21 protein-coding genes are annotated in these 24,993 nt (G+C 42.2%); 13 read left to right on the forward strand and 8 right to left on the reverse strand.

What is annotated here, in order from left to right; translation table 11 throughout:
* Window positions 1-257: 257 nt before the first annotated feature.
* Window positions 258-2,477, reverse strand: coding sequence for a TIGR03545 family protein (locus RBR61_RS08425; protein ID WP_320343543.1), 2,220 nt, complete (start codon window positions 2,475-2,477; stop codon window positions 258-260).
* 149 nt (window positions 2,478-2,626) lie between these two features.
* On the opposite strand from RBR61_RS08425, the gene pyrH reads away from it, so the two are divergent.
* From pyrH to RBR61_RS08455, 6 genes are read left to right on the forward strand one after another with little or no spacing between them, the layout of a single operon-like run.
* Window positions 2,627-3,340, forward strand: a complete 714-nt coding sequence (gene pyrH, locus RBR61_RS08430) for a UMP kinase (protein ID WP_320343544.1) — start codon at window positions 2,627-2,629, stop codon at window positions 3,338-3,340.
* 22 nt (window positions 3,341-3,362) lie between these two features.
* Entirely contained in the window at window positions 3,363-3,581 is a 219-nt protein-coding gene (locus RBR61_RS08435; RefSeq protein ID WP_320343545.1) for a DNA-directed RNA polymerase subunit omega, read from the forward strand.
* A 19-nt stretch (window positions 3,582-3,600) separates the two neighbouring features.
* The gene (locus RBR61_RS08440) at window positions 3,601-5,739 is read left to right on the forward strand and encodes a RelA/SpoT family protein (RefSeq protein WP_320343547.1); all 2,139 of its coding nucleotides are present in this window, start codon (window positions 3,601-3,603) and stop codon (window positions 5,737-5,739) included.
* Between the two features lie 27 nt (window positions 5,740-5,766).
* Complete coding sequence (gene tyrS / locus RBR61_RS08445) at window positions 5,767-6,966, forward strand: tyrosine--tRNA ligase (protein ID WP_320343549.1); 1,200 nt, start codon at window positions 5,767-5,769, stop codon at window positions 6,964-6,966.
* Window positions 6,966-8,057 (forward strand): nitronate monooxygenase family protein, encoded by a 1,092-nt coding sequence (locus RBR61_RS08450; protein ID WP_320343550.1) that lies wholly within the window; start codon window positions 6,966-6,968, stop codon window positions 8,055-8,057. Before tyrS ends, RBR61_RS08450 begins: the two co-directional genes overlap by 1 nt.
* A 7-nt stretch (window positions 8,058-8,064) precedes the next feature.
* A complete protein-coding gene (locus tag RBR61_RS08455; RefSeq protein WP_320343551.1) occupies window positions 8,065-9,453 on the forward strand; it encodes an N-acetylmuramoyl-L-alanine amidase in 1,389 nt (462 codons plus the stop codon).
* Window positions 9,454-9,470: 17 nt separating this feature from the next.
* Here RBR61_RS08455 and RBR61_RS08460 read toward each other — a convergent pair whose 3' ends face one another.
* The 3 genes from RBR61_RS08460 to RBR61_RS08470 all read right to left on the reverse strand — a co-directional run bounded on the left by RBR61_RS08460 (window position 9,471) and on the right by RBR61_RS08470 (window position 13,282).
* Complete coding sequence (locus tag RBR61_RS08460; RefSeq protein ID WP_320343553.1) at window positions 9,471-10,550, reverse strand: phosphoesterase; 1,080 nt, start codon at window positions 10,548-10,550, stop codon at window positions 9,471-9,473.
* 151 nt (window positions 10,551-10,701) lie between these two features.
* Window positions 10,702-12,846, reverse strand: a complete 2,145-nt coding sequence (gene flhA, locus RBR61_RS08465; RefSeq protein WP_320343588.1) for a flagellar biosynthesis protein FlhA — start codon at window positions 12,844-12,846, stop codon at window positions 10,702-10,704.
* Between the two features lie 34 nt (window positions 12,847-12,880).
* The gene (locus tag RBR61_RS08470; RefSeq protein ID WP_320343555.1) at window positions 12,881-13,282 is read right to left on the reverse strand and encodes an Rrf2 family transcriptional regulator; all 402 of its coding nucleotides are present in this window, start codon (window positions 13,280-13,282) and stop codon (window positions 12,881-12,883) included.
* 147 nt (window positions 13,283-13,429) lie between these two features.
* On the opposite strand from RBR61_RS08470, the gene rpsO reads away from it, so the two are divergent.
* Window positions 13,430-13,705, forward strand: coding sequence for a 30S ribosomal protein S15 (gene rpsO / locus RBR61_RS08475; RefSeq protein ID WP_320343556.1), 276 nt, complete (start codon window positions 13,430-13,432; stop codon window positions 13,703-13,705).
* A gap of 44 nt (window positions 13,706-13,749) precedes the next feature.
* Here rpsO and kdsB read toward each other — a convergent pair whose 3' ends face one another.
* The gene (kdsB, locus tag RBR61_RS08480; RefSeq protein ID WP_320343557.1) at window positions 13,750-14,466 is read right to left on the reverse strand and encodes a 3-deoxy-manno-octulosonate cytidylyltransferase; all 717 of its coding nucleotides are present in this window, start codon (window positions 14,464-14,466) and stop codon (window positions 13,750-13,752) included.
* 333 nt (window positions 14,467-14,799) lie between these two features.
* Between kdsB and RBR61_RS08485 the strand changes: the two genes are divergently transcribed.
* From RBR61_RS08485 to trpC, 4 genes are read left to right on the forward strand one after another with little or no spacing between them, the layout of a single operon-like run.
* Window positions 14,800-15,495 carry a methyltransferase gene (locus tag RBR61_RS08485; RefSeq protein WP_320343559.1) on the forward strand — a complete coding sequence of 232 codons (696 nt, stop codon included), beginning with the start codon at window positions 14,800-14,802 and terminating at the stop codon, window positions 15,493-15,495.
* The gene (locus RBR61_RS08490; protein WP_320343561.1) at window positions 15,483-15,863 is read left to right on the forward strand and encodes a YkgJ family cysteine cluster protein; all 381 of its coding nucleotides are present in this window, start codon (window positions 15,483-15,485) and stop codon (window positions 15,861-15,863) included. Before RBR61_RS08485 ends, RBR61_RS08490 begins: the two co-directional genes overlap by 13 nt.
* Window positions 15,856-17,142, forward strand: a complete 1,287-nt coding sequence (locus RBR61_RS08495; RefSeq protein ID WP_320343563.1) for a hypothetical protein — start codon at window positions 15,856-15,858, stop codon at window positions 17,140-17,142. The genes RBR61_RS08490 and RBR61_RS08495 overlap by 8 nt, the downstream gene beginning before the upstream one ends.
* A 1-nt stretch (window position 17,143) precedes the next feature.
* Entirely contained in the window at window positions 17,144-17,935 is a 792-nt protein-coding gene (trpC, locus tag RBR61_RS08500; RefSeq protein WP_320343564.1) for an indole-3-glycerol phosphate synthase TrpC, read from the forward strand.
* Window positions 17,936-18,020: 85 nt separating this feature from the next.
* On the opposite strand, the gene RBR61_RS08505 is transcribed toward trpC, so the two are convergent.
* Window positions 18,021-18,464: a GatB/YqeY domain-containing protein gene (locus tag RBR61_RS08505; RefSeq protein ID WP_320343566.1), complete on the reverse strand. Its 444-nt coding sequence runs from the start codon at window positions 18,462-18,464 to the stop codon at window positions 18,021-18,023.
* An 87-nt stretch (window positions 18,465-18,551) separates the two neighbouring features.
* On the opposite strand from RBR61_RS08505, the gene flgH reads away from it, so the two are divergent.
* Together flgH and RBR61_RS08515 are read left to right on the forward strand one after the other, a co-directional pair.
* Entirely contained in the window at window positions 18,552-19,256 is a 705-nt protein-coding gene (flgH, locus tag RBR61_RS08510; protein WP_320343590.1) for a flagellar basal body L-ring protein FlgH, read from the forward strand.
* The gene (locus RBR61_RS08515) at window positions 19,192-20,682 is read left to right on the forward strand and encodes a hypothetical protein (RefSeq protein ID WP_320343567.1); all 1,491 of its coding nucleotides are present in this window, start codon (window positions 19,192-19,194) and stop codon (window positions 20,680-20,682) included. Before flgH ends, RBR61_RS08515 begins: the two co-directional genes overlap by 65 nt.
* On the opposite strand, the gene RBR61_RS08520 is transcribed toward RBR61_RS08515, so the two are convergent.
* Both RBR61_RS08520 and RBR61_RS08525 read right to left on the reverse strand, forming a co-directional pair.
* On the reverse strand, window positions 20,679-22,319 hold the full coding sequence (locus tag RBR61_RS08520; protein WP_320343568.1) for a SulP family inorganic anion transporter: 1,641 nt from the start codon (window positions 22,317-22,319) through the stop codon (window positions 20,679-20,681). The genes RBR61_RS08515 and RBR61_RS08520 overlap by 4 nt on opposite strands.
* Window positions 22,320-24,950, reverse strand: coding sequence for a valine--tRNA ligase (locus RBR61_RS08525; RefSeq protein ID WP_320343570.1), 2,631 nt, complete (start codon window positions 24,948-24,950; stop codon window positions 22,320-22,322).
* Window positions 24,951-24,993 lie beyond the last annotated feature (43 nt).

A 24,993-nucleotide genomic window follows, 5' to 3' on the forward strand; every position in this document is an offset into this window, starting at 1 on the left:
GCGGCTTTGTAGCTCATCTTCATCGCCTTTGAGGCTTTTGTGATAGAACCCTCCTGTTCTATATGCATCAAAAGCTCCATTCGGCCTTGCCCTAGAAAGTTGTGCTCAGATTTATTTATCCATAAACGGCCGTTGACACTGTTTTGCATCATATTCCCTAGTTTAAGTTTTAAACCGTAGTATATTGAATTATATAACGCTTGTCAATCAATGAAGAGAAAATAGACGCAAGAAGCATATCTTGCATCTATGATTGTTTAGAAAGGTAATAGATTTTTAATAGAGTCGGTAGCAGAACCTGTGCCGATAGAGCTTGATTCAGATAGCAGTTTCTCAAGTGCGCCGCTTTGTGAACCCACAAGAGAGTTGATGTCAGGAATGCCTGAAGCGGAGCCGTTGACTCCTTTTAGCTGCTCCTGCATCTTCTCATTTAACATCGTCTGCAGCTGAGCTTCATACTTTTTCGCCTCTTTTGAAAAAACGCCGCTGAGTGCTTGCGATATTTTTTTGTCCAGATCCGTTGTAACATCCACTGCAGGAGACTCTAACGAGCCTGTCGCATCTGTTTTTACGTAAAAGCTCTTTACCTCCGAGAGGGTGGAGTTTACAATGTCTGAATACTTCTCATCAAGCCCCTCCATCGAGACAGCCGCATTTTTAAAATCAAGGCTGCTCTTTAGCTCCAGTTTTGACAAGCCGTAGACATCTGCGCTCCCACGAAGAGCGATATCGCTCTTTTTAAGAGTCACAGAAGAGAGAACAAGGTTGTCAAGAGGTACTCTCTTTGCGCCAAACACCGCACTTTCGTGAGCCACTTCACCGAGTCTGTCATCTTTGCCTTCAAGCACGAACTTCTCTACGACATCTCCATCGCTTGTCACTTTAAAGGTAGTTGCTTTGCCAAGAAGTTTTTGGTCATCTGCTATGTCATTTATAGTTCCCGTAAAATCTTGACTCTTAAGCTTTCCGCTCAGATCCACTTTTGCAACATAGATATCAGGAGAGGGAACCTCCTCTTTGAACTTTATCCATCTCCCCTCTCCGCGCGGAGGTTTTGGAGGCTCGACTTTTGCCTCGCTTTTCATATACGGCTGGGCAAGTGTGTAATATTTTTTTGCCATTGCTATATACTCTTTTATCTTCTCGCCAAAGATAGTGCCAACGACATTTATAGCGCCGCTGCTATCGAGTGAATAGGCACTTTTAAGATTGTTGTAATCACTCTGCGGAGCATTTTTTATCTCGCTGATAAGTTTGGATATGCGTGCTTTGTCATCCGCAAAATCTTTTTTAATAGATGCGAGCTTTGCTTTATGCGCATCTATCTTCTTCTTAAATGCCGTAATGTCATCTTTCAGTTTTAAAAGCTGCGTGGGGTCTTTTGATTTTGAAGCCGACTTTATAGCTTCTAGATCTTTTTTATACTCATCCAGTTTATTTGAACTAAGCTCTTCTTTGGAGACTCTCTCCCATTTCGCCTTTATCTCATCTATCTCTTTTTGAGCTTGGTTATAAACTTTTAGAGATTTCAGATCTGCGTTTGCAAGAAGCTCTTTTGGAGTCGGCAGTTTTATTTGGGGCATTGCGAATGAGGATGTACTTGATTCAGCCGTGCCTGTCTGCTCTTTTGCAGAAGATGGTTTCGGGTTTGAGCTTGGCGTGTCAAAGCCGATGCCACTCACCTGCACGAGCTCCATATGTTTTTTTCTTAAAAGAAGCGCATTGAAATCGAGATCGGCCAAGATATTTTGGATACTTACGCTGTTGGTTTTGCCGTTGTCGTCCTGCACTTCAAGATCAGTTATGCGCAAAGAGGCATCGCCAAAGCTTGTCTCTACATCTCTAATGAGCACATCTTTGCCAGTTGCACTTGAGAGCCCTTTTTCAAGCGCAAACTTTATTACAGGGTCTATCACAAGCATGGCAACTGCAAGAGTCAAGGCAGTTACTGCGGCAAATACGCCTACACCCATAATGCGAAATGTGCTGTCTTTTTTGTCGCTTTTTTTAAGAATGCCAAACTTTGCCAAAAGCGGGTATCTGTCCATAAAAAGAACGATTTTACCTCGTGAGGTATCTATGACTCTGTTCAAGATAAGGTAAAGAGGAAGTGCGAGAGCAATAGCAACTACAAATGAGCCAAGGACTATGGTGTTGTTAAAGTATGTAAGGCGCATAATGCCGCTGTTGTACATCGCAGTCCATAGCCCTTGAAGTCCCTGGGCACTGAGAAGCGTGTATCCGAATGATTCAAAAAGCGGATCAAAAATATAACCGACACCTGCAAAAAATGCACTAGAGACCAGAAAAAGACCGAAGTGTATATTTATAAGCAGTGCCAAAAATAGAATGAGAGCAGTTTGTACTCCGCTTAGAGGAGTAAGCCCCATAATCATACCTAAAACAATCGCCAGTGTCACCTGCCACGGAGTCTGTCCTGAGTTGAGTGCTTTAAAAAGCTTTATTATAAAATTCATGCTCTTGCCTTGTGTGTAGATAACTTATCTGTTAGTTTAGCATATTTATCTGGTCTCTCAATAAAAATAATTTTGCTCAGCTTAAAAAACAAAGCAAAACAAAAGCCAAGTTTAAGTACAATTCGCGGATTTGCAGATAAAGGAAGTGCATGGCTAACAAACGGGTTTTGGTTAAGTTTTCAGGTGAAGCTCTTGCAGGAGAAGCGGGTCATGGAATTGACACGAAGATTCTAAACTATATATCACAGGAGATAAAGTCACTTGTGAACGCCGGTATCGAGGTCGGAATCGTTATCGGAGGCGGTAATATTATTCGCGGAGTTACCGCTGCTCAAGACGGAATCATTAAAAGAACTTCAGGTGACTATATGGGAATGTTAGCTACCGTCATAAACGGAATAGCTATGCAGGAAGCTTGTGAGCACGCTGGATTGGAAGTCCGTATGCAAACCGCTATTAAGATGGAGCAGATAGCTGAGCCGTATATCAACCGCCGTGCTGTCCGCCACTTGGAAAAAGGGCGTGTCGTAATTTTTGCAGCAGGAACGGGCAACCCGTTTTTTACCACAGATACTGCGGCAACCCTAAGAGCGGTAGAGATCGGTGCCGAGGTAATAATCAAAGCAACAAAAGTTGACGGAGTTTACGACAAAGACCCGAATAAGTTCAGCGATGCAGTAAAACTTTCCGAACTCTCTTATGAGCAGGCACTCTCGGATAACATCAAAGTTATGGATGACACATCTATCGCATTGGCAAAAGACAACTCACTTCCGATATTGGTGTGCGATATGTTTAAAAAAGGCAATCTTTTGGATATTTTGCAAAACGGAAATATGCAAAACTGTTCAATAGTAAAATAATTACGAAATTTAAGGAGATACAATGAGAGTAGAAGAGTTAACAGCAAAGATTTTAGACAACAACCCGAATATGGATCGTTACCAGCTTGCGATAGCTGTTGCAAAAAGAACGGATGAGCTTTTAAACGGCGCATCGACAAAGCTCAATGTTTCAAAAAATGTTAAAGTTGCAGATTTGGCTTTGATGGAGATAGCTGAAGGTCTTATAACGATCAAGGGCTTTGCGGACAACAAAAAGTAGTTAATCGAGTCTGGGTCAAATGGATATCGAAAAAATAAAAGAGATAGATAATGTTGACTCGGCTACAGAGTGTCTTTTTGAGCAGATGCCTAAAAGCGATGCTCTACAGAAGGCTCTAGAGTACTCTAAGTCTGCTCATGAAGAGCAGTTTAGAAAAAGTGGTCAGCCCTATGTTGTCCATCCCATTTTAGTAGCGGCTATTGTCTCATCTATTACAAATGACGAAGCTATGGCAATTGCCGCGCTTTTGCATGACATCGTAGAAGATACGCATGTAAATATTGATGAGATCAAAGATCTTTTTGGCGATGATGTAGCACATCTGGTCGAAGGTCTTACAAAGATAGACAGCATCAGGGATGCCGAGCTTATCCCCTCTAACTCCAACGAAAAACTGGTAGCATCGGCACTCTCGTTTAGAAAGATGCTTCTTGCAAGCATAAAAGATGTCAGGGTGCTTGTCGTAAAACTTTGCGACAGACTTCACAACATGCTGACCCTTGATGCTCTTCCTGCACAAAAACAGGAGAGAATCGCAGAAGAGACGCTAGTCGTCTACTCCCCCATAGCCCACCGTCTCGGAATCTCTTTTTTAAAAAACCTGCTGGAAGATTTGAGCTTCTCATACCTTTTTAAAGAGGAGAAACGCCATATAGACAGCTACCTTGAGACTAACTATCATGCAATAGAGATGAAGCTTGACGAGTTTAAAGAGTCGATAAACAAGGTTCTGGTTCAAAACGGCTTTTGCGAAGATGAGTTTGAGATACTCTCACGCGTTAAGCATAAATACTCTATTTACTTAAAAATGCAGAGAAAAGGTGTGGGCATAGATGAGGTTCTTGACCTTTTGGCGGTAAGAATTCTTACCGATGATGCCGTCAAGTGTTACAAGATACTCGGACTTATCCATCTGCACTTTCAGCCTCTCTCTTCAAGGTTTAAGGACTATATAGCCGTACCTAAAGATAACGGGTACAGAACTATCCATACGACCGTTTTTTATAATACGGCAATTTTTGAAGTGCAGATAAGAACTTACGATATGCACAAAACCGCAGAGCTTGGTGTTGCGGCACACTGGAAGTATAAGAGTGGCTCAAACGAGAACATAAAGCTTGACTGGCTTAACAATCTAGGTTATCAGAACGAATCCGTTGAGGAGTTTTATGATCTGATAAAGAATGACCTCTACAGCGAAGACATATCTGTTTTTTCTCCTACGGGTGAAGCTTTTACGCTGCCTCGCGGTGCAGTTGTCCTCGACTTTGCTTACGCTGTTCACACCCATGTCGGGAACCACGCAAAGTCTGCTCTGGTAAACAAAACAAAAACCTCACTTATAAACGAGCTTCATAACGGAGATATAGTAAAGATAGAGGTCGGAGAGAGCAGTATAACCAGATGCAGCTGGATCGACGCGGTAAAGACCTCCAAAGCAAAAACAAATATGAAGTACAAATGCAATGCCAGAATAAGAGACATAAACTCCAGATCAAGCGTGAGCATAGTAGCTACCGCTATGAACCTTAACCACTCCAGGGTCGAAGAGTGGTTCGAGAAAAACGGCTGTGAGAAAGTAGCAACCATCGCTACCGATGTTGAGCATTTTCGCGAAGTGATCCATAAATACATAACAGAGATAAATCAGAACAACAGATTTAAAAGATTTTTATCAAGGCACAGGTTCAAGATAAAGGGTTATACTTTCGGCGACCTTGAGGTTTACAGCACCTCAAGCGTAAGCGACGTTGTTTTTGACTACTGCTGTCATCCAAAGAACGGCGACGAGATAATGGCATTTTTGGAGAAGGGCAAAGCGCACGTGCACCACAAGATGTGTTCAAGCGCTTCGAAAAAACTTGAAAACCATGAGCCTATGGTGTTTATACGATGGCAGAAGCTAAATACGTTTAACTACAATATGATAGTCTCTCTTCACAGCGGAGTAGGTACTTTGGCGGAGTTTTTAAACTATCTTGCAAAACTCAAAATTGATATAACGCAGATAGAGCTGGGCAAAAACAGAAGCGAGACTACGAAGTATTGTGAGATAGGCTTTGAGAGTAAAGAAGCTGATATTAACTTGCTTCGTGGTAAAATCGAGCAAAAAATAAAAGTGATACATCTAATCCGCACCGATGATGCATACAAATAGAAATAAAAATAGGAAAAACAGAGAATTATGTTACAAGAAGCTTTACGAGAGATAAAAAGAGGCACAGCCGAGATAATAGACAATGAGAGAATCGAAAAACTATTAAAAGCGTATTTTGAGGAGGGGAAGACCTATACGGTAAAAGCGGGGTTTGACCCGACCGCACCTGATCTGCATCTGGGGCACACTGTACTGTTGCAAAAACTTGCGATATTTCAAAAATATGGGGCAAGCATACAGTTTCTTATCGGTGATTTTACAGCACAGATCGGTGATCCATCTGGAAAGAGCGCTACAAGAAAAACGCTCAGCGCGCTAGAGATACAGGAGAACGCAAAGAGCTACAAGGAGCAGGTATTTAAGATACTGGATCCTTCCAAGACGGAAGTTCTGTTTAACTCTGATTGGATAAACCCGCTTGGGGCCTCCGGAATGCTCACCCTTACAACAACTTTTAACGTTGCGAGGATGCTGGAGCGTGACGACTTTGACAAAAGATACAAAAGCGGTACCTCTATATCTATAAGCGAGTTTATCTATCCTCTTCTTCAAGGGTATGACAGCGTGCATTTAAAGAGTGACATCGAGATAGGGGGGACCGACCAGAAGTTTAACCTTCTTATGGGACGTCATCTGCAGCGCGCGTATGAGATAGGAAAAGAGCAGTCGGTTTTGATGATGCCTATCTTAGAAGGTCTTGACGGCGTACAGAAGATGAGTAAATCTTTAAACAACTACATAGGCGTAGCGGATGAGCCAAACGATATGTTCGGCAAGATCTTAAGCATCTCTGATGAGTTGATGTGGAGATATTACGAACTGCTGAGCGCAAAAACACTAGATGAGATAGAAGATTTAAAAAAGGGTGTGATCGATGGCTCTCTTCATCCAAAAGCGGTCAAAGAGGACCTTGCTTTGGAGATTACTGCCAGATTTCACTCAAAAGAGCAAGCAGACGCCGCAAAAGCCGAGTTTGAAAAAGTGCACGCAAACAACCAGATCCCTACAGAGATAGACGAGTACAGCTCCGATGAAGCGATCTGGATCGCAAAAGCCCTTGTTGACTGTAATCTAGTACCATCAACATCTCAGGCGAGAAGAGATATTAAGCAAGGTGCTGTTAAAATTGATCAAGAGAAAGTAAACGACGAGCAGCTACAATTAAGCAAGGGGGAGTATATCCTCCAAGTCGGAAAAAGAAAATTTGCAAAGTTAAAGGTAAACTAATGAGCTATAAAGCATTGAAAATCGGTAAATATATCATAGAAAAACCTATAGTTCAAGGCGGAATGGGTGTCGGTATAAGCTGGGACCAGCTTGCCGGAACCGTTTCAAAAGAGGGCGGACTGGGTGTTATCAGCGCTGTTGGAACAGGTTACTATGAAAATAAAAAATATGCCTCAAAACTTGTAGCTGACAGACCGCTTGATGCTCTTGGTTTTTACTCAAAAGAGGGTTTTGACGCCATTATAAAAAATGCCAGAAAAATATGCGGCGACAAACCTCTTGCGGCAAATATTCTCTATGCTATAAACGACTACGGAAGAGTTGTCCGTGATGCTTGTGAGAGCGGCATAGATATCATTATAACGGGAGCCGGTCTTCCTACAAATATGCCTGAGTTCACCGAGGGGTATCCGGATGTGGCACTTGTTCCCATCGTCTCATCCGCAAAAGCGCTCAAGATAATCTGCAAGAGATGGAAACAGAGATACAACAGAGTTCCTGATGCAGTTGTCTTGGAAGGTCCAAAAAGCGGCGGACATCAGGGTTTTACCTATGAGCAGTGCAAGATGCCGGAGAACCAGCTTGAAAATCTTGTAAAGCCTGTTGTCGAAGAGGCTGCATTGTGGGGCGATATTCCCGTAATAGCGGCAGGCGGGATCTGGGATAAGAGCGATATAGATGAGATGATGTCTCTGGGTGCAAGAGGCGTTCAGATGGGGACACGCTTTATCGGAACTCATGAGTGTGACGCGCATGAGAACTTTAAGCAAGTACTTTTAGATGCAAAAAAAGAGGATATTCAACTATTCTCTTCGCCTGTCGGCTATCCTGCTCAAGGAGTTAGAACGAACCTGACCGCTCTTGTCGAGAAGAGAGAGGGTCCTGCCATAAAGTGTATCTCAAACTGTGTTGCTCCGTGTAACCGCGGTGAAGAGGCAAAAGAGGTTGGCTACTGTATCGCAGACAGACTCAGTGACGCATACAACGGAAATCTTGAAACGGGACTCTTTTTCTCAGGCACGAACGGATACAGACTCGATAAGATAATCTCCGTAAAAGAGTTAATGGATAAATTAGTCAACGGTGAATAGAAGGGTGATGCTTAAGCTTTTTCTACTCTTTTTTTTACTTTTTATCTCGTTAGAGGCTTCGACAAACAGCGAGCTCTTAAAAAGAGCAGACGGCTATATGAAGAGCAGCTCTACAAGCGATACTTTTCGGGCATACGATGACTACAAAACTCTCTATCTTCGTTCAATGGTCGATAACGACAGCTCATTAAAGCTTGAGGCTTTAAGGGGGATAGTAAAGAGCGGAGAGAGACTCAGCATCGATGTATCTAAGTACTCACAAGAGCTTAAGACCCTTTTGCAAAAAAGCAGTTACAATAAACCTGAACCAAAAGAGATGAAGAAGAGTGAGCATATAGAAGATGTTCATGTCGATCCTCTGCATAGACTAAAATCGGCAGAGTGGAGAGAGGATGTTCTGCTTTTGGAGTTCGACAAGCAGCTTGCATCTTCGCAGATCGAACACTTTACGCTTCACGATACTATCAAGGGCAGATACAGATATGTCTTTGATATCAAGACCGCTATGCTTACAGACTCCCAAAATATTAAAAGCAACGATATAGACAGAATAAAGATAGCGCAGTTTGATCCTCAGATTCTAAGGCTGGTGATAGATCACAGCGAAAAAATAGAAGTCTCGCACAGTGTAGACTCTAAAACATTAGAGGTAAAGCTAAAGACAAAAACAAGCAAAGTAGTTCCTGCCCTAGAGAGTGTTGTGCCGATAAAAAGAGACAGGGGCAAGGTGATAGTTATAGACCCGGGTCATGGTGGAAAAGACCCGGGAGCCGTAGGTTATAGAAGGTATAGAGAGAAGATCGTCGTATTTGATGTGGCAAAAGAGCTTGAAAAGATCTTAAAATCGCGCGGTTATAAGGTCTATATGACAAGAACTGCGGATAGATTTGTAAAGCTAAGCGATAGAACGAAGTTTGCAAACAAAAAGGGAGCGAATATTTTTGTCAGCATCCATGCAAATGCGATCGATGGCAAACATGCAAAAAAAGTGCACGGAGTGGAGTGCTACTTCCTCTCTCCATCACGCTCGGAGAGAGCAAAAAAGGTTGCGGCACAAGAGAATTCGGCAGATCTGAGCGATATGAACATATATGGAAAAGACAGTTATCTGAATTTTTTGAACCACCACAATACAGTAGCATCAAACAAACTGGCGATTGATCTGCAAAGAGGGATGCTGGGAGCTCTTGCTAAAAAGTATAGCGGTGTAAAAGACGGCGGAGTCCGCGAAGGTCCTTTTTGGGTCTTGGTAGGTGCACAGATGCCTTCCGTTTTGGTCGAGGTCGGATTTATTACTCATCCCAAAGAAGCAAGACGTCTTGTTGATAAGAACTATTTAAAAACGATGGCTCTTGGTCTGGCTGACGGCATCGAGAGATACTTCGCCAACAATTAGGGCTTTTAGAGCTAGGCTCAGCCCTCTTTTTTATACTCCAGTTCTCCGGCAACGGACTCTTTTTCATTGATTATCTTCTCGATCTGAGCTTTTACTTTATCGTATCTGTACTGCTCTTTAAAACCTACAATACGGCCGCCTGCAGCATTGGGATGTCCGCCGCCGCCAGTCCACTCTTTTGATATAAGCGCGACATTAACAGTATTGTTTGCTCTTATGCTCAGGGTTCCTCGGTAGCTGATATCAACAATAAAATCATACTCTGGATATGCAAGCAAAAAGCCGTTTCCTATTATGGATGTATTGCCGACACCGTAGCTTAAATAGCCTCTATAGCCTTTGTAGTAAATGGTCTTCTCATCCCTTGCTCTGCCCAGTAGTTCAACTATATATTCAGTTGCTAGGTTATCAAGTGTGTCGTCATGGTCCTTTTTGAAGAAATTTTTCTTTATTTTATGGATATTCTCATCTAAAATTATAGGAGCGTTCTCTTCGTCGATGTACTTTACTGCTTCTAGGAGCAAAGAGAGTTTGTAGTTATTATCATCTTGTGCAAACATAACTTTATTAAGCTCTCTCATCTCAGAGACAAGACGCATACAGACCTTGCCGTATTCAAAGTTCTCCTTCTCCTCCATCTTCCACAAATCAACGGCATTTACTATATTGACAAACTTCTCCATCCAGGCCGGTTCTTCAAACTCAAAGTGCTCTTTTGCATAGTCGTAAGTTATTTTTGTAGCGCATCTAGAAGTGTCTAAATAGTACCAGTTGTATTTATTTGCGCTCTCTTCGCCCGTTCCGTGGTGGTCAAGAAGTTTTAGCGTTATCTTCTTGCCTTTTTCGTTAAGTTTTTCAACCTCTGCATTTAGCCACTTTGCCTCATCTGCGTTTAGATTTAGATCGGTAATAAGTATAGAAGCCTCTTTGTCATCTTTTTTAATGTTTTGCAAGATCAGTTCAAGCGTCTGTTTTACCTCTGCTCCGTAGTTTGCGTTATAGTTAAAAAGTGTATATGGTGTCTGTTTCATTACCAGCTGGCAGCTGTAACCGTCAAGGTCCGTATGTGATAGGTGGTGCACTATTTTGTTATTCATTATTCTCTTTCTTATTTTTATTTGATGTTATGCATTAAAACGAACGCGTCCGTTTTAATGGCAGGGACAGATGTCCCTACAACCCCCTAAAGCTACAAAACGAAGTTTCTTTAGAAAAAACTTTGTTTTTCGAGAATTAAGAGGTTACTTATTATTTATCCTGTTCTTTTATTGAGATCGAGCCCATTACTTCAAATGTGGCACTTGAGTCGATCTCTGCATGCGAGAGTGTTACAACGTCAAGCGAGAACCTCTCAAATATCTCTGCAACCCCGCGGCGAAGCTGAGGATCGACTATTACTACGACAGGAGAGATCCCTTTTTGAAGCAGTTCCGCAGCCTTGGCACTGGTCGCTTGTATGAGAGCATTTATCTCACCGACGTTTAGCATAAGGTTTCTAGTGCCGTCACGCTCCTGAGACTTCTCAAGCATCAGCTGCTCTGAAGGGGTGTCAAATGTCAGAAGTCTTATTACCCCATCTTCGCCCGAGTACATCTTTGTAATGATACGGGATAGTTTTGCGCGCACCTGCTCGGTAATGATGTCAACGTTTTTCGTAAACTCGGCGACATCTGCGATTGTCTCAAGGATGGTGAGCATATCTTTAAGAGGCACTTTCTCATGCAGAAGAGCTTTGAGAACCCTTTGTATAAGTCCGATTGAAGCGACTTTTGTAACATCGTCCACAATAATAGGGAAGTCGTTCTTGATCTTGTTGACAAGAGTTTGAACCTCTTGACGGGTCAAGAGATCTTCGGCATTTTTCTTGATAAGCTCACTCATATGTGTAGAGATAACTGTAGCCGGGTCTACGACAGTGTAGCCGTTTATGATCGCATCCTCTTTTAATTCAGGTGCGATCCAAAGCGCTTCAAGACCAAAAGCAGGCTCTTTTGTTCTCTCACCCTTGATCTCTCCGGTTGCCATGCCGCTATCCATTGCCAAGAACTTGTCAGGCATAATAGTCCCCTCGCCGATAGGTATCCCTTTAAGCAGTATCTGGTACTGTTGGGGCTGGAGATGGAGATTGTCTCTTATGCGCACCTGAGGCATCAAAAAGCCGAAGTCGGATGCTATCTTTCTTCTCATCGAGCGGATTCTTTCTAAGAGATCGCCGCCTTGTGCGCTGTCTGCCAGTCGGATAAGCTGATAGCCGAGTGTTAGTTCGAGCATCTCCACTTTTAGGATATCCTCAAGAGCGCTCTCCTCCTCTTTGGCTATCTCTTCATTCGATTTAGCCGGACGAAGAGCCTTCTCTTTTGCTTCTTGCTCTTTGGTCTTTGAGAGAATATTGTTTACGTCAAGAATACTTAGCTCGCCTTTTTCATATTTGTAGACAGACCAGCCAAGAAGAGCAAACAAAATTCCGACAAAGCCCATAGATGCGGTCGGAAGACCCGGGACAAGAGCAAAAAGGATCATAATGAAACCTACGATCATCATTATCTTTGCATTGCCGGTTATCTGGTTTATAGCGCCCTCGGCAAAGTTGTCTCCCTCTCCGGATGAGCGGGTTATCATGATACCTGTCGCGGTTGAGATTATAAGAGCGGGTATCTGTCCTACAAGGCCGTCACCTATTGTTAGAAGAGTAAATGTTGTAGCACTGTCTCCAACGCTCATGTCATGCTGAAAGACACCTATTAAAAAGCCGCCTATGATGTTGATAAGAGTGATGATTATACCTGCGACCGCGTCACCTTTTACGAATTTAGACGAACCGTCCATCGCTCCGTAGAAGTTTGCGTCTTGGAGGATCTCTGCTCTTCTTCTTTTTGCCTCTGCATCGTCGATAAGTCCTGCATTTAGGTCGGCATCGACCGCCATCTGCTTACCCGGCATCGAATCAAGCGTAAAACGTGCAGCAACTTCTGCAACCCTTGTTGAACCCTTTGTGATTACCATAAAGTTTATAAGAACTAAAATGGAGAATACGACTATACCGATGACATAGTTTCCGCCGACAACAAAGTTTCCAAAGCTGTTAATAATGCTGCTCACCTCGTCCGGGCCTTCATGACCGTGGCTTAGGATCATTCTGGTGGTCGCAATATTAAGAGCGAGCCTAAAGAGCGTAAGTATAAGTATAAGTGTCGGAAAAGTAGTCAGGTCGGTCGGTTTTGGGACATATAGAGATATTAGCAGAATAAGCACCGCAAGAGCCATAGAGACCGTAAGTAAAACATCCAGTATGGAAGATGGCAGAGGAACGATGATTATGGCAAGTATCGCCATCACGAAAACTACTACGCTTAGATCTTTTTGACCAAGTAAAAAGTTTAAGGTAGTGCCGATCTGCTGCCTAGTAGTTAATTTTTTTGCCAATTTTTTACTCTAATACGTCTGCTAAAGTCAAGTCTGCTAAAAAAGAGTCTATCTTACCTTGTAATTTATTTAAAAAAGGCCATATCGAACATAGAGAGCCTTTGTCCAGAGGGCAACTCTCAAGAGAGGGCGCACAATCAAAAACCGTAGGCGCTTTGCCCTCAACCGCTGACATGATCTGCAACATGCTTATATCTTTTGGCTCACGTGCAAGGGCAAAACCGCCGTTGACGCCTTTATATGACTTTAAAAGACCCTGTTTTGCCATGGACTGCAGGATCTTTGCCAGAAAACTTTTTGGAATTGAGAGTTGGCTTGAGAGTGTTTCGCTATCCATCGGAGCGGAAGCTTTTGTCAAAACAATTAGGGAGAGTATCGCATACTCGCTAGCACGGGTTATTAACATATTATTACTTTAATTAAATTTTTGTAAATTATATCAAAAGAAGTTGAAATAAAAGAATAAATTAGATACTATTTCACTTCAACTTTATACACTGATATCTATTTGACCTGTATAACTGTTAGATCAATATACCATTTGGAGGCTATCATGGCTTTAAATTCGGCGAAAAAACAAGAGATTGTTGCAAAGTATGGACGTGGTGAGAATGACACTGGTTCAAGTGAAGTTCAAATCGCGCTATTAACAGAGAGAATCAGTGAACTGACTGAACACTTAAAAGTGTTCAAAAAAGATCACGCATCAAGACTAGGTCTTTTAAAATTAGTAGGACAGCGCCGCCGTCTTATGAAATACTTTAAAAGAAAAGATAAAGATGCTTATCTTAAACTTGTAGCAGATTTAGGTATTCGCGACAATATCTAAATACCCAAAACGAAGCTTTTTGCTTCGTTTCTTCTTTTAATTCCCTATAGAAAAATCTCCACCGCTCTTTTTAAATCTTCCTCGGTATCTATGCCAAACCCTGTGCTTGTAACTTTTACCATGCTTATCTTCTTTTGATGATAGATCGCGCGAAGCTGCTCGAGTTTTTCAATATCCTCAATAGGCGCATCATTAAGATCGCAAAACTCTTTTAGGCTCTTTTTGCTAAAACCGTATATACCTATATGACCGAAGTACTGCGCTTCTCCGCTTCTATTATATGGGATTGGCGAGCGTGAGAAGTAGATGGCGTTGTCTTTGTCGTCCAGAACCACTTTTACCAAGTTGGCATCCTGCGCAGATTCGCTGTTTATGGAGTTGTAACAGCTTGCCATGATAAACTCTTCGCCGTTTTGTTTTAGCTCCTCTAATCTTTTAATCAGCTTTTCTACAACATCAGCCTCTATAAAAGGCTCGTCTGCCTGAACGTTGATAATAAGCTCGTCATCATCTACATTTAGTATGTTCGCACACTCGTTTATGCGGTCGGTTCCGCTTTTGTGAGTTGTTGATGTCAGCATCGCTTCAACGCCGTGGGCTCTGCATGTTGAGATAATTAGTTCATCGTCCGCCGCAACTACGACCCTTCCCAAGTGTGCGACTCTTTGAGCGGTTCTGACCACCATCGGGACTCCGCCGATGTCTGCTAAAACTTTTTGTGGAAATCTGCTTGAAGCAAGCCTTGCCGGAATAATTATCATTTAAAGCCTTTGTAACTGACCTTACGCACTAGATGTAATTTTGTATGGCTTTAGATATATGTTATTGCAAGGAAAAAAGTTGCAGAGCTAGCTAAAGCTAACTCGAAACTTTATGACGACGCAAGAGCGTATATATAAAGCCACCTATAGGGCAAAAGATTAAAGCATCAGCTACATCGTTAGATTTTCTCGCCTTAGCTATGCTAGGGCTTTAAAAATCTGCCTCATATCTGGTACTCTAATCTTTTGTACAAAAAAGCATATAGTGCGTAAGGTCAGTTTTGATATAATTGCGCAATTATATCCAAAAATGAACTTTTAGGAATCGCATATATGCTTCTTTACCAGCCGCAAGAGGGCTACTGCTACAACAGCGACTCAATATTTTTATATGATTTTATCTCGCACTTCAAACCAAGCGGCAAGGTATTGGATGTCGGAGCAGGGTGCGGCGTCGTAGGGCTTTTGGTGGCAAGAGACGCTAAGAGAGTCGAACTTGAGGCGGTTGAGAAGCAGGATGTTTTTGCAGAGTATGCTTCCATTAATGCGAGAGTGAACAAGATAGATTACAGACTCTACAAGAGCGATTTTTTGGAACTGGATGAGGATGTGAAGTATGATTTTATTATCTCAAATCCGCCTTTTTATCATGACGGTGTTACAAAGAGCGAAAATGAGATGTTGTTTAATGCACGCTATAATGTCAACTTACCGTTAGATAGATTTTTTAAAAAGGTCGCAAGACTTTTAAAACCGAAGTCTCATTTTATTTTCTGTTATGACGCTTCGCAGTTTGGACTTATCTGCGCAGAGCTTGCAAAAACAAATATGAGAGCGGTTGATGTGCGTTTTGTCCATCCTAAAAGCGACAGGCAGGCATCTCTTGTGATGATACATGCCAGAAACGGCTCAAAGTCTCTTATGAAGGTTTGGCCGCCCTTTATCAGTTTTGACGGCGAAGAGTTTTCAAAAGAGGCTCAAAATATATATAAAAAAGCACGGACACAAAGTATAAAATGTCAAATATAATTAAAAAAGACGGATACGACTACATTTTTGATGCCTCTGCATGCAGCACATGTCAAGCGAGATGCTGCACAGGAGAGAGCGGATATATCCACGTAAGCAGTTCCGAGATAGAGAGTATCGCCAAATTGTTAGGATTAGATGTGCAACTCTTTAGCGAAAAATACCTTTTCAAACACGGATACAGATACTCTATAAAAGAGAGAAAGATCGCAGGTAGTTATGAGTGCGCCTTTTATGACAGAGAATCAAACGGATGTGCGATTTATGAAGCAAGACCGCAGCAGTGCAGAACTTTTCCTTTTTGGGACTATTTTAAGACAAGGGTCGATGAGTTGAAACTGGAGTGCCCCGGAGTCATTGATGCTTAGTATTATGAGGTTTTCTCTTCTAGTTGCCGCACTTATTTTCATTCTCGGGTGCTCCTCTAAAGAAGTAGAGGTAAAGGGGCATGAGAAAGTTTTTGAATATGAGGATCTTTACATACTAAATGCTCTTTTGTTTGAGGAGAGGCAGGATTATAAGAACTCATCGGATATTTTTAATACTCTCTATTTAAAAACAGGCAAAGAAGAGTACCTATACCGCTCCCTAAGAGATGAGTTGGCGGCAAATGAGAACGAAAGAGTAATAAGCAGAGCAGATGACGCTTTAGGGGATAAGATAGATGATTTTGAGCTTGTAAGGATCAAAATAGTGGCCCTTATGAGAGCCCAGAGACTCTTAGAGGCAAAGGAGCTTGGTCTAAGGCTTGTATCAAAGTCCAACAACGTTGACGACTATCTGCTTGTAAGCGAGATATATGTAAAACTAAAGCAGTTTGATACCGCCGTAAAGTATCTTGAGGGCGCGTATATTAAAGATTATAACGAGAAGATACTTGAGAAGATCGCAGTCATCTTATATGTAAATCTGGAAAGAAAAAAAGATGCGATCGCACAGCTTGAGACTCACTCCAGAATACATGGTTGCACAAAATTCATCTGTTCAAAACTTATAGGTTTTTATAGCAATGACAATAATGTTGACGGTCTTTTATCTACCTATCTAAGACTCTATAAAATAGATTCAAGCAGAGATATAGGTGAAAAAATAGTTCAGATATACGGTTATAAAAAAGATTATAAAAAGATGATAGAGTTTTTGGAGCAGAGCAACATCAACAAAGAACTGCTGCTTCAGCTCTATATTCAGGCAAAAAACTATAAAAAAGCCGTCAGTGTCGCAAAAGAGCTCTATGAAGAGAGCGGCGACGTCGCCTACCTCGGACAGAGCGCTATTTTTGAATACGAGAGCGCTGAGGATAAACGTGATAAAGAGATGCACAAAAGCGTTATCTCAAAGTTAAAAGAGGTAATAAAAACAAAAAGAGAAGGCACCTATCTTAACTACCTTGGCTATCTTCTGATAGATCATGAGATAGATGTGAAAAAAGGGATAGAGTATGTTAAAGAGGCACTTAAAATAGAGCCAAACTCTATCTACTATCTCGACTCGCTGGCGTGGGGGTACTATAAGCTCGGAGATTGCAAAAGAGCCGCAAAGATCATGAAAAAAGTGGCAAATATGGACGGAAGCAGCAACAGCGAGGTGGTAGAACATATTGAAGCTATAAAGAAGTGTAACAAAAAACAAAAGGGTAAAAAGTAGAATGATATTAGACGAGATAATAAAAAAAACAAGAGAAGATGTAATAAAAAGAGAGAAGGAGTTCTCGCTCGACTGGTTAGGGCGTTCACTCGCCTTTAATGCAAGAGCGCCGAGAGATGTCTTTCCATACTTAAGAGCTACGGAGGAGGATCCGTACAGAATTATAGCCGAGGTAAAAAAAGCCTCTCCCTCAAAAGGTGTTATCCGTGAAGATTTTGATCCCATAGCGATAGCACAGAGTTATGAGAGGGGAGGGGCGAGCGCTATCTCTGTTCTTACCGAACCTCACTTTTTTCAAGGAAACTTGGACTATTTGGGACAGATAAGAAGATATGTTGGGATACCGCTTCTTAGAAAAGATTTTATAGTTACAAAATATCAGATACTTGAAGCTATGGTGCATGGTGCGGATTTTATTTTACTTATCGCTGCGGCTCTTAGCAAAGGTGAGTTAAAAGAGCTTTTGGGATATACAAGACATCTGGGTATGGAAGCACTCGTTGAGGTTCATGACAAGAGCGATCTGGTAAAAGCGATCTACGCGGGGAGCGATATTATCGGGATAAACCATAGAAACCTCCAAACATTTGAGATGAACATGCAGCTCTCTTATGAGTTGATACCGATGATTCCAAACGGCAAGATAATCGTTGCAGAGAGCGGTATTTATGAACACGGACAGCTTGAGGATCTCTCAAAAGCTGGTGTCGATGCATTTTTGGTAGGCGAATCTCTAATGAGAGAAGCAGATGAAGAAGTGGCGCTTAGAAATTTGAAATACGGAAAAAAATAAAAACGCCTAAAAAGAGGCAAACGCCTCGCACACGATTAGAAAACTGAAGTTCGGTTAAACTAAGATAAGAGAAGAGTATCTTCTCTTATGATAATAGCGCCTTTGCACACTCGTTGATCCTTTTGCCGTCAGCCTTGCCTGAGAGTTCTTTGGATGCTGCTCCCATAACTCTTCCAATATCTTTAATGGTCGTTGCACCTATTTTTGCAATTATACTTTTTAGCGCTTCGTTTAGTTCCTCGTCGCTTAGTTGTGCCGGCAGGTACTCTTTATAGTAAGCTATCTCATCTAGCTCTTTTTGCATCAGATCGTCGCGTCCTGCATCTCTGTACTGAGTCGCGGCATCATCTCTTCTTTTGACCTGCGATTGAATTATTTTTATAACGTCATCATCATTAAGCTCTTTTCTCTCATCTACTTCTATCTGTTTAAAGGCACTACTCAAAAGTCTTAGAGCATCTCTTTTTTTGTTATCTTTTGCCTTCATGGCATCTTTTACGTCTTGATTGATTCTTTCTCTTAAATTCACTTTTTTCCTTTTATGTGGAACTATTATTGCTAGAATTATAACTAATAAATAAGAACCGAAAGAGAAGAATTGAAAAAAACCGTTTTAATGGTGCTGATGCCAATTTATGCTATACTATTTTTTTCCGGTTGTACGGCAAATTTGACGGATCCTGAGATAGACTTTGAGCCTCCTGCTTATGTAGAGCAGATGCCCTCACGTGAAGACAAGAAAGATTTTGCTTCTGTAGGAAGTATCTTTGGGCAGGGAGAAAACCCGCTTTTTACCGATCATAAGGCTATGCACGTAAATGATGTCGTGACGGTCATCATATCTGAAAATGCGCAGAGTTCAAGTACCGGTTCAAAACAGCTTAGCGAAGATGACACTATGGGTCTGGGCGGCGGTCTTTTCAGTTCAGGCGGTACGAATTCTGCGGTAAATTCGGCTGTAAATAAACTAAACGGCTTGAGCAATATAGGCTTTTCAGGCAGTTCAAGCAGTGCTTATGCAGGACAGGGAAGTGCATCAAGAGATGCATCTTTCAGTACGACAATTTCTGCCAGAATTGTAAAAGTGCTGGAGAACGGAAACTATTTTATATCGGGCAAGAGAGAGATCCTGGTCGATGACCAGAAGCAGATCATACAGATCGGCGGCGTGATACGCCCTTATGATATTGATCAGTACAACAGGATAGAGTCTTCACAGATCAGTGATGCTAAAATTCTTTATAAGACAGAGGGAGATGTTGACCGTGCGACAAAACAGGGCTGGGGTACAAAAATTATTCAGGCTGTCTGGCCGTTTTAGTCTACTTATTGCACTGAGTTTTTCAACACTTCTTGCCCAGCAGAGCTTTAAAGATTTTAAAAAGTCTCAAACGGACTCCTTTAAAGAGTATAAGGATGAGAGGGACAGGGAATTTGGCAACTACTTGAAACAGGAGTGGAAAGCTTATGTACTTGAGGAGATGAAACCTCTTTACGATAAGCCAAAACCCGTAACGATCGAGCCTGCAAAACCGACTCAGATCAAGCCGGTCGGACCGAAGATAAATATAGAGATAGAAGAAAAAAAAGAGCTTAAAGAGGATTTGCCACCACCTCAAAAAGAGCCTGCCGAGTCTTTGCCTGCACAAAAAGTGCAAAAAGATATCACTTTTGATTTTTACGGTAAAAATTTGGAGTTTGATATTTCAGACGGTGTAAAAAGAGCGACTTTTTACCCTGCAAATCAGACCGGTATAGCCAACTTTTTTGAGAGTGTCGCTTCAAGCGATTATGAAGATCTGGTTTTGGATATAAAAAGAGTCTCAAGTTCTATGAACTTAAATGACTGGGGTCTCTACCTATTAGTCTCAAAGATATCTAAGAGCATATATGAAAACAGAGACAACGCTAAGCTTCTTAGCTGGTTTTTGTTAAATAAATTGGGCTACGGAGTAAAGATCGGCCTGGACGACAGGCATGTAGTATTGATGCACTACTCGACAAAGACGATCTATGCCGCACCAAGCTTTAACTTCGATAGCAAAAAGTATTATGTTTTCTTAGACAACTCAAAAGAGAGCATAGGGAGAGTCTTTTCTTACAAACAAGATTATCCGGGTGCCACAAAGGCGCTTGATCTCTCGCTCGATGAGCTTCCGATCTTAGGAGAGGATTTTGAGGATAAACTTCTGAGCTTCGAACACTTTAACAATAGATACGAGATCGCTATCTCATACAACAAGAACCTTATAGAGTTTATGTCCACATATCCGCAGGCCGACTATGGGACCTTTTTCAACGCTCCTCTTGATAAGAGGACATACACAGAGCTGGCGATATCCATCAAAAAATATATTGACGGCAAAAAAGCGAGCGAAGCTATGAACTTTGTGCTTACTTTTGTGCAAAAATCGTTCAAATATGAGCAGGACAATCAGCAATTCGGAAAAGAGAAGGTGATGTTCGCTCAGGAGACGCTTTTTTACGACAGGTCAGATTGTGAAGACAGAGCGATCCTTTTTTCTTACTTGATAAGAGAGCTTTTCGGAGTAAGCACGCTCGGTGTAAAGTATGAGGACCATATGGCAACCGCTCTTTATATCCCGCTTGAGGGAGAGAAGATAAGAGCAGGTTCAAAAGAGTATGTTATAGCAGATCCGACATATATAAACTCTACCATAGGCACTGGAATGCCAAAATACAGGTCTATCAAGCCCCAAAGTTACATAGTCGTAAAGAGCAACTAAGCAGCCGGCGTAATGCTCTTGGCTTTTTTTACAGCCTCATCAAAAGAGTCAAGTATATTTTCTTCGCCTATCAGACTAGTTATCTCATACTTTTTCAAATCTTGCAGTACATCGCTGTTTACACCTGAGAGAAGCACTTTTACATCTGATTTTTGCAGTGTCTTTAGCATCTCCTCAAAGTTGTGAAGGGCTGTTGAGTCCACAAAAGGAACGTGACGCATACGGATTATGAGTATCTTGCTCTTAAGCCCTATCTCCTTTATGACTCCCGAGTACTGTTTTGCAGATGCGAAAAAAAGCGGACCGCTTATCTCGTAGATGGAGACGCCCTCAGGCAGATCCGAATAGTCATCAAGCAGGTCGCTGTCAACACGGCACGGGGTCTTTATGCCGATATCCGCCATTCTCTTCATAAACAGAAGCGAGGAGAGGACAACTCCGATCTCAATAGCTACTGTCAGATCAACGAATACGGTAAGCAAGAATGTGCTAAGAAGGACTATGATGTCAAAAGGTGAGCCTTTTAATATAGATATAAAAGAGCGCCACTCGCTCATATTGTACGCTACTACTATCAATATCCCAGCCAAACATGCCATAGGGATAAGCTTTGCGTAGCTTGCAAATATAAGCATTATAAGAAGCAGTGTCATGGCGTGCACAATTCCGGCTATCGGAGTTCTTCCGCCGTTTTTTACGTTCGTAGCGGTTCTCGCAATTGCACCCGTTGCCGCAATACCGCCAAAAATAGGAGTGAGAATATTCGCAATACCTTGAGCTATAAGTTCCGTGTTAGAGCGGTGATTGCCGCTTATCATACCGTCAGCCACAACGGCAGAGAGAAGTGACTCTACACCTCCAAGCAGCGCTATGGTAAGAGCAGGAGCGATATAGATGTAGAGGTTCTCAATCTCGATACTTGGAAGCGAGAAAGTAAAAGTGTTTGGGATCTCTCCGAAGAAGGACTCAATGGTTGTAATTGGAATATTTGTAGCTTGAACGATAAATGTAATGAAGATTATGGCAACAAAAGAGCCTGGAACTCTGGCAGTTATCTTTCTAAAATAGATCGTTATCAAAATCGTTGCAGCCGTAATTGCGAGCGCATATAAGTTTGTCTCATCTACGTGAGAAAAATATGTGACCCATTTTTGGAAGAACTCCGATGGCATTTTCTCAATATTTAACCCCAGTGCATCTTTTATCTGCGTTGAAAAGATAATAACGGCAATACCACTTGTAAAGCCCACAATTAGCGGATGGGGAAAGTATTTCAGCAAGTTTCCTAGATGTAAAAGCCCAAATAGTATGAGAATGACCCCTGCCATCATGGTAGAGATAATGAGCCCGTCAATGCCGTACTCTTGAACTATCGCATATATAATTACTATAAAAGCTCCCGTAGGCCCTCCGATCTGTACTCTGCTTCCGCCAAAAAAAGAGATGATAAAACCTGCAATGATCGCAGTGATAAGACCTTTTTCGGGAGAGACACCAGAAGCTACGGCAAATGCGATGGAGAGCGGAAGTGCAACGATACCGACAACGATGCCGGCAAAGATGTCGGAGACAAGCTGATCTTTGCTTATCCCTGACTTTAGAAGTGTGAAAAGTTTAGGTTCAAAAACTTTGCTCATTTAGTTTTTCAGCGAATTTAACTGTTCGAGAACTTTTTGCTGTTTGCTTTGTGCATCTGCAAGAAACTCTCTGTTCTTTGCCAAAACATCTGCCGGTGCGTTTGCAACAAATCTCTCATTGTTTAGCATGCCGCCGAGCTTGTCTATCTCTTTTTGTAGCTTCTCATCCTGTTTTGAAAGACGGCTGATAATAGGTGCGAGGTCAATTGACTCTGTAGGAATAAATGTCTCGCATTTTTGTGAGATGTCACTTACGGAGTTCTCTACTTTAGACTCTGTAAACTCTACGCTGTCCACTTTGGCAAGTTTGATTATGAAAGGCTTCATAAGCTCCTGCTCTTCTTGTGATATGCCGTCTATTTTGACAAAAGCTCTTTCTATCTTTTGATTTGCAAGATCTACCAAGACTTTTGCACGTCTGATGGAGATGATTACATCCATGATCACCTCAAATCTTGCCTCGTCTTTAAGACGTTTTTTCGTCTTATACGGATACTTCATGACCATAACAGACTCAGAGTTCTCCAGGCTTGTTGCCGAGAGTTCATGGTAGAGATACTCCGTGATGAATGGCATAAACGGATGCAGAAGCTTCATAGACTCTTTAAAGATAGCGCCAAGTTCAACAATTGAGCTTTTGTCAGCTTTGCTAAGTTCAATTCCCCAGTCGCAGAACTCGTTCCAGATAAAGCGGTAAACAGCAGTTGCAGCATCGTTGAACCTGTACTCATCCATAGAAGAGCGCACTTCGGCAGTTGCAACGTTCAGGCGTGAGAGCATATATCTTCCAAGCGGGCTCTCGACACAAAAACCTTTTAGATCAGGAAAGGTGTCTACGTTCATCTGCAGAAATTTTGCCGCATTGTATAGTTTGTTCGTAAAGTTGCGGTTCTGCTCCAGCTTGTCCTGGCTCATTCTTATATCACGCCCCTGTGCCGCGCTGATGGCAAGAGTGAAGCGCAGAATATCGGCACTGTACTTCTCTACCATATCAAGCGGGTCGATGACATTGCCTTTTGACTTGCTCATCTTTTGACCGTGCTCGTCGCGGACCAGTGCATGAAGGTAGATGTGGTTGAACGGAAGCTCTCCCATAAAACTCTCACCCATCATCATCATTCTTGCAACCCAGAAAAATAGTATGTCAAAGCCCGTGATGAGAAGAGAGTTCGGGTAGAACTCTTTTAGGTCGTCTGATTGGAAGAGTTTATCCATCTCAACATCACCGTTACCCCAGCCAAGCGTTGAGAACGGCCATAGAGCGGAGCTGAACCAAGTGTCAAGAACATCAGGGTCTTGATGAATGTTTTTTGAAGCACATTTTGGACACTCATGCTCCGCGTCTTTAAGACTTGCCCACTCATGATCGCAGTCGTTGCAGTAAAAAACAGGGATCTGATGTCCCCACCAAAGCTGACGGGAGATGCACCAGTCTCTTAGATCACCCATCCATGAGTTGTATGAGTTTATCCAGTGAGGAGGAAAAAATTTCGCTTCGCCGCCATTTGTCTTTTCTATCGACTTCTTTGCGACTTCACTTCTTACAAACCACTGTTTTGAGATGTAAGGCTCAACGATGTTTTTACATCTGTAGCAGTGTCCCACTTGATGTTTGTGGTCCTCTATCTTTACAACAAAGCCTTCGGATTCTAGTTTTTTAACGATAATATCGCGGGCTTCAAGACGCTCCAAGCCTGCGAACTCTCCGGCGTACTCGTTTAAAATACCCTTCTCATCAAACACGGTAATAAACTCAAGATCGTGTCTTTTGCCTACTTCGTAGTCGTTTTGGTCATGTGCGGGAGTTACCTTGACAACACCCGTTCCAAATGTCATGTCTACATGCTCGTCGGCAATAATAGAAACCTCTCTCTCAGTCAGAGGAAGTCTTATCTTCTTACCGATTATATCTTTGTATCTTTTATCATCCGGATGCACCATTACAGCCGTATCGCCGAAGTATGTCTCAGGTCTGGTGGTCGCAACTTCAACGAAACCGCTGCCGTCTGCAAAAGGGTACTTTATGTGGTAGAACTTGCCTTCATGCTCTTCATGTTCTACCTCTATGTCACTAAGCGCGCCGTCATGCGTACACCAGTTTACCATGTAGTTTCCGCGAACGATAAGCCCTTGATTGTATAGATGAACAAAAGCCTCTTTTACCGACTTTTGAAGTCCTTCATCCATAGTAAAGCGCTCACGTTTCCACGCAGGGCTTACACCCATTTTACGAAGCTGTGAGGTCATAACTCCCGCAGACTCCTCTTTCCACGCCCACGCACGCTCTAAAAACGCCTCTCTGCCGATCTCCTCTTTTGTCGTGCCTTGTGCTAGGAGCTGTTTCTCTACCACGTTTTGCGTCGCTATCCCCGCATGGTCGGTTCCCGGCTGCCAAAGAGTTTTGTATCCGTCCATTCTTTTGTATCGTGTGATGATGTCTTGAAGCGTAAACGTAAGTGCGTGACCTATGTGAAGACGACCTGTGACATTTGGAGGAGGCATCATAATAGAGAAATTTTTTCCATCTTCTTGAATGGCTCTGTTGCCATCTACCTCAAAGTAGCCTCTCTCTTCCCAGATCTTGTAAAATTCATCTTCCGTAATGCTCGGTTCATAGCTCTTTGCTGACATGTTTTTGACCTTAAATAGTATAAAAATTTTCGCGATTATATCC

The sequence above is a fragment of the Sulfurimonas sp. genome, from assembly GCF_034005705.1.
Lineage (GTDB): Bacteria > Campylobacterota > Campylobacteria > Campylobacterales > Sulfurimonadaceae > Sulfurimonas.

Bases quoted from the DNA above. Each gene is read 5' to 3' on its own strand.
- RBR61_RS08425 (WP_320343543.1), bottom strand. From the start codon at position 2,477: ATGAATTTTATAATAAAGCTTTTTAAAGCACTCAACTCAGGACAGACT.
- pyrH (WP_320343544.1), top strand. From the start codon at position 2,627: ATGGCTAACAAACGGGTTTTGGTTAAGTTTTCAGGTGAAGCTCTTGCA.
- RBR61_RS08435 (WP_320343545.1), top strand. From the start codon at position 3,363: ATGAGAGTAGAAGAGTTAACAGCAAAGATTTTAGACAACAACCCGAAT.
- RBR61_RS08440 (WP_320343547.1), top strand. From the start codon at position 3,601: ATGGATATCGAAAAAATAAAAGAGATAGATAATGTTGACTCGGCTACA.
- tyrS (WP_320343549.1), top strand. From the start codon at position 5,767: ATGTTACAAGAAGCTTTACGAGAGATAAAAAGAGGCACAGCCGAGATA.
- RBR61_RS08450 (WP_320343550.1), top strand. From the start codon at position 6,966: ATGAGCTATAAAGCATTGAAAATCGGTAAATATATCATAGAAAAACCT.
- RBR61_RS08455 (WP_320343551.1), top strand. From the start codon at position 8,065: ATGCTTAAGCTTTTTCTACTCTTTTTTTTACTTTTTATCTCGTTAGAG.
- RBR61_RS08460 (WP_320343553.1), bottom strand. From the start codon at position 10,550: ATGAATAACAAAATAGTGCACCACCTATCACATACGGACCTTGACGGT.
- RBR61_RS08470 (WP_320343555.1), bottom strand. From the start codon at position 13,282: ATGTTAATAACCCGTGCTAGCGAGTATGCGATACTCTCCCTAATTGTT.
- rpsO (WP_320343556.1), top strand. From the start codon at position 13,430: ATGGCTTTAAATTCGGCGAAAAAACAAGAGATTGTTGCAAAGTATGGA.
- kdsB (WP_320343557.1), bottom strand. From the start codon at position 14,466: ATGATAATTATTCCGGCAAGGCTTGCTTCAAGCAGATTTCCACAAAAA.
- RBR61_RS08485 (WP_320343559.1), top strand. From the start codon at position 14,800: ATGCTTCTTTACCAGCCGCAAGAGGGCTACTGCTACAACAGCGACTCA.
- RBR61_RS08490 (WP_320343561.1), top strand. From the start codon at position 15,483: ATGTCAAATATAATTAAAAAAGACGGATACGACTACATTTTTGATGCC.
- RBR61_RS08495 (WP_320343563.1), top strand. From the start codon at position 15,856: ATGCTTAGTATTATGAGGTTTTCTCTTCTAGTTGCCGCACTTATTTTC.
- trpC (WP_320343564.1), top strand. From the start codon at position 17,144: ATGATATTAGACGAGATAATAAAAAAAACAAGAGAAGATGTAATAAAA.
- flgH (WP_320343590.1), top strand. From the start codon at position 18,552: ATGGTGCTGATGCCAATTTATGCTATACTATTTTTTTCCGGTTGTACG.
- RBR61_RS08515 (WP_320343567.1), top strand. From the start codon at position 19,192: ATGTTGACCGTGCGACAAAACAGGGCTGGGGTACAAAAATTATTCAGG.
- RBR61_RS08520 (WP_320343568.1), bottom strand. From the start codon at position 22,319: ATGAGCAAAGTTTTTGAACCTAAACTTTTCACACTTCTAAAGTCAGGG.
- RBR61_RS08525 (WP_320343570.1), bottom strand. From the start codon at position 24,950: ATGTCAGCAAAGAGCTATGAACCGAGCATTACGGAAGATGAATTTTAC.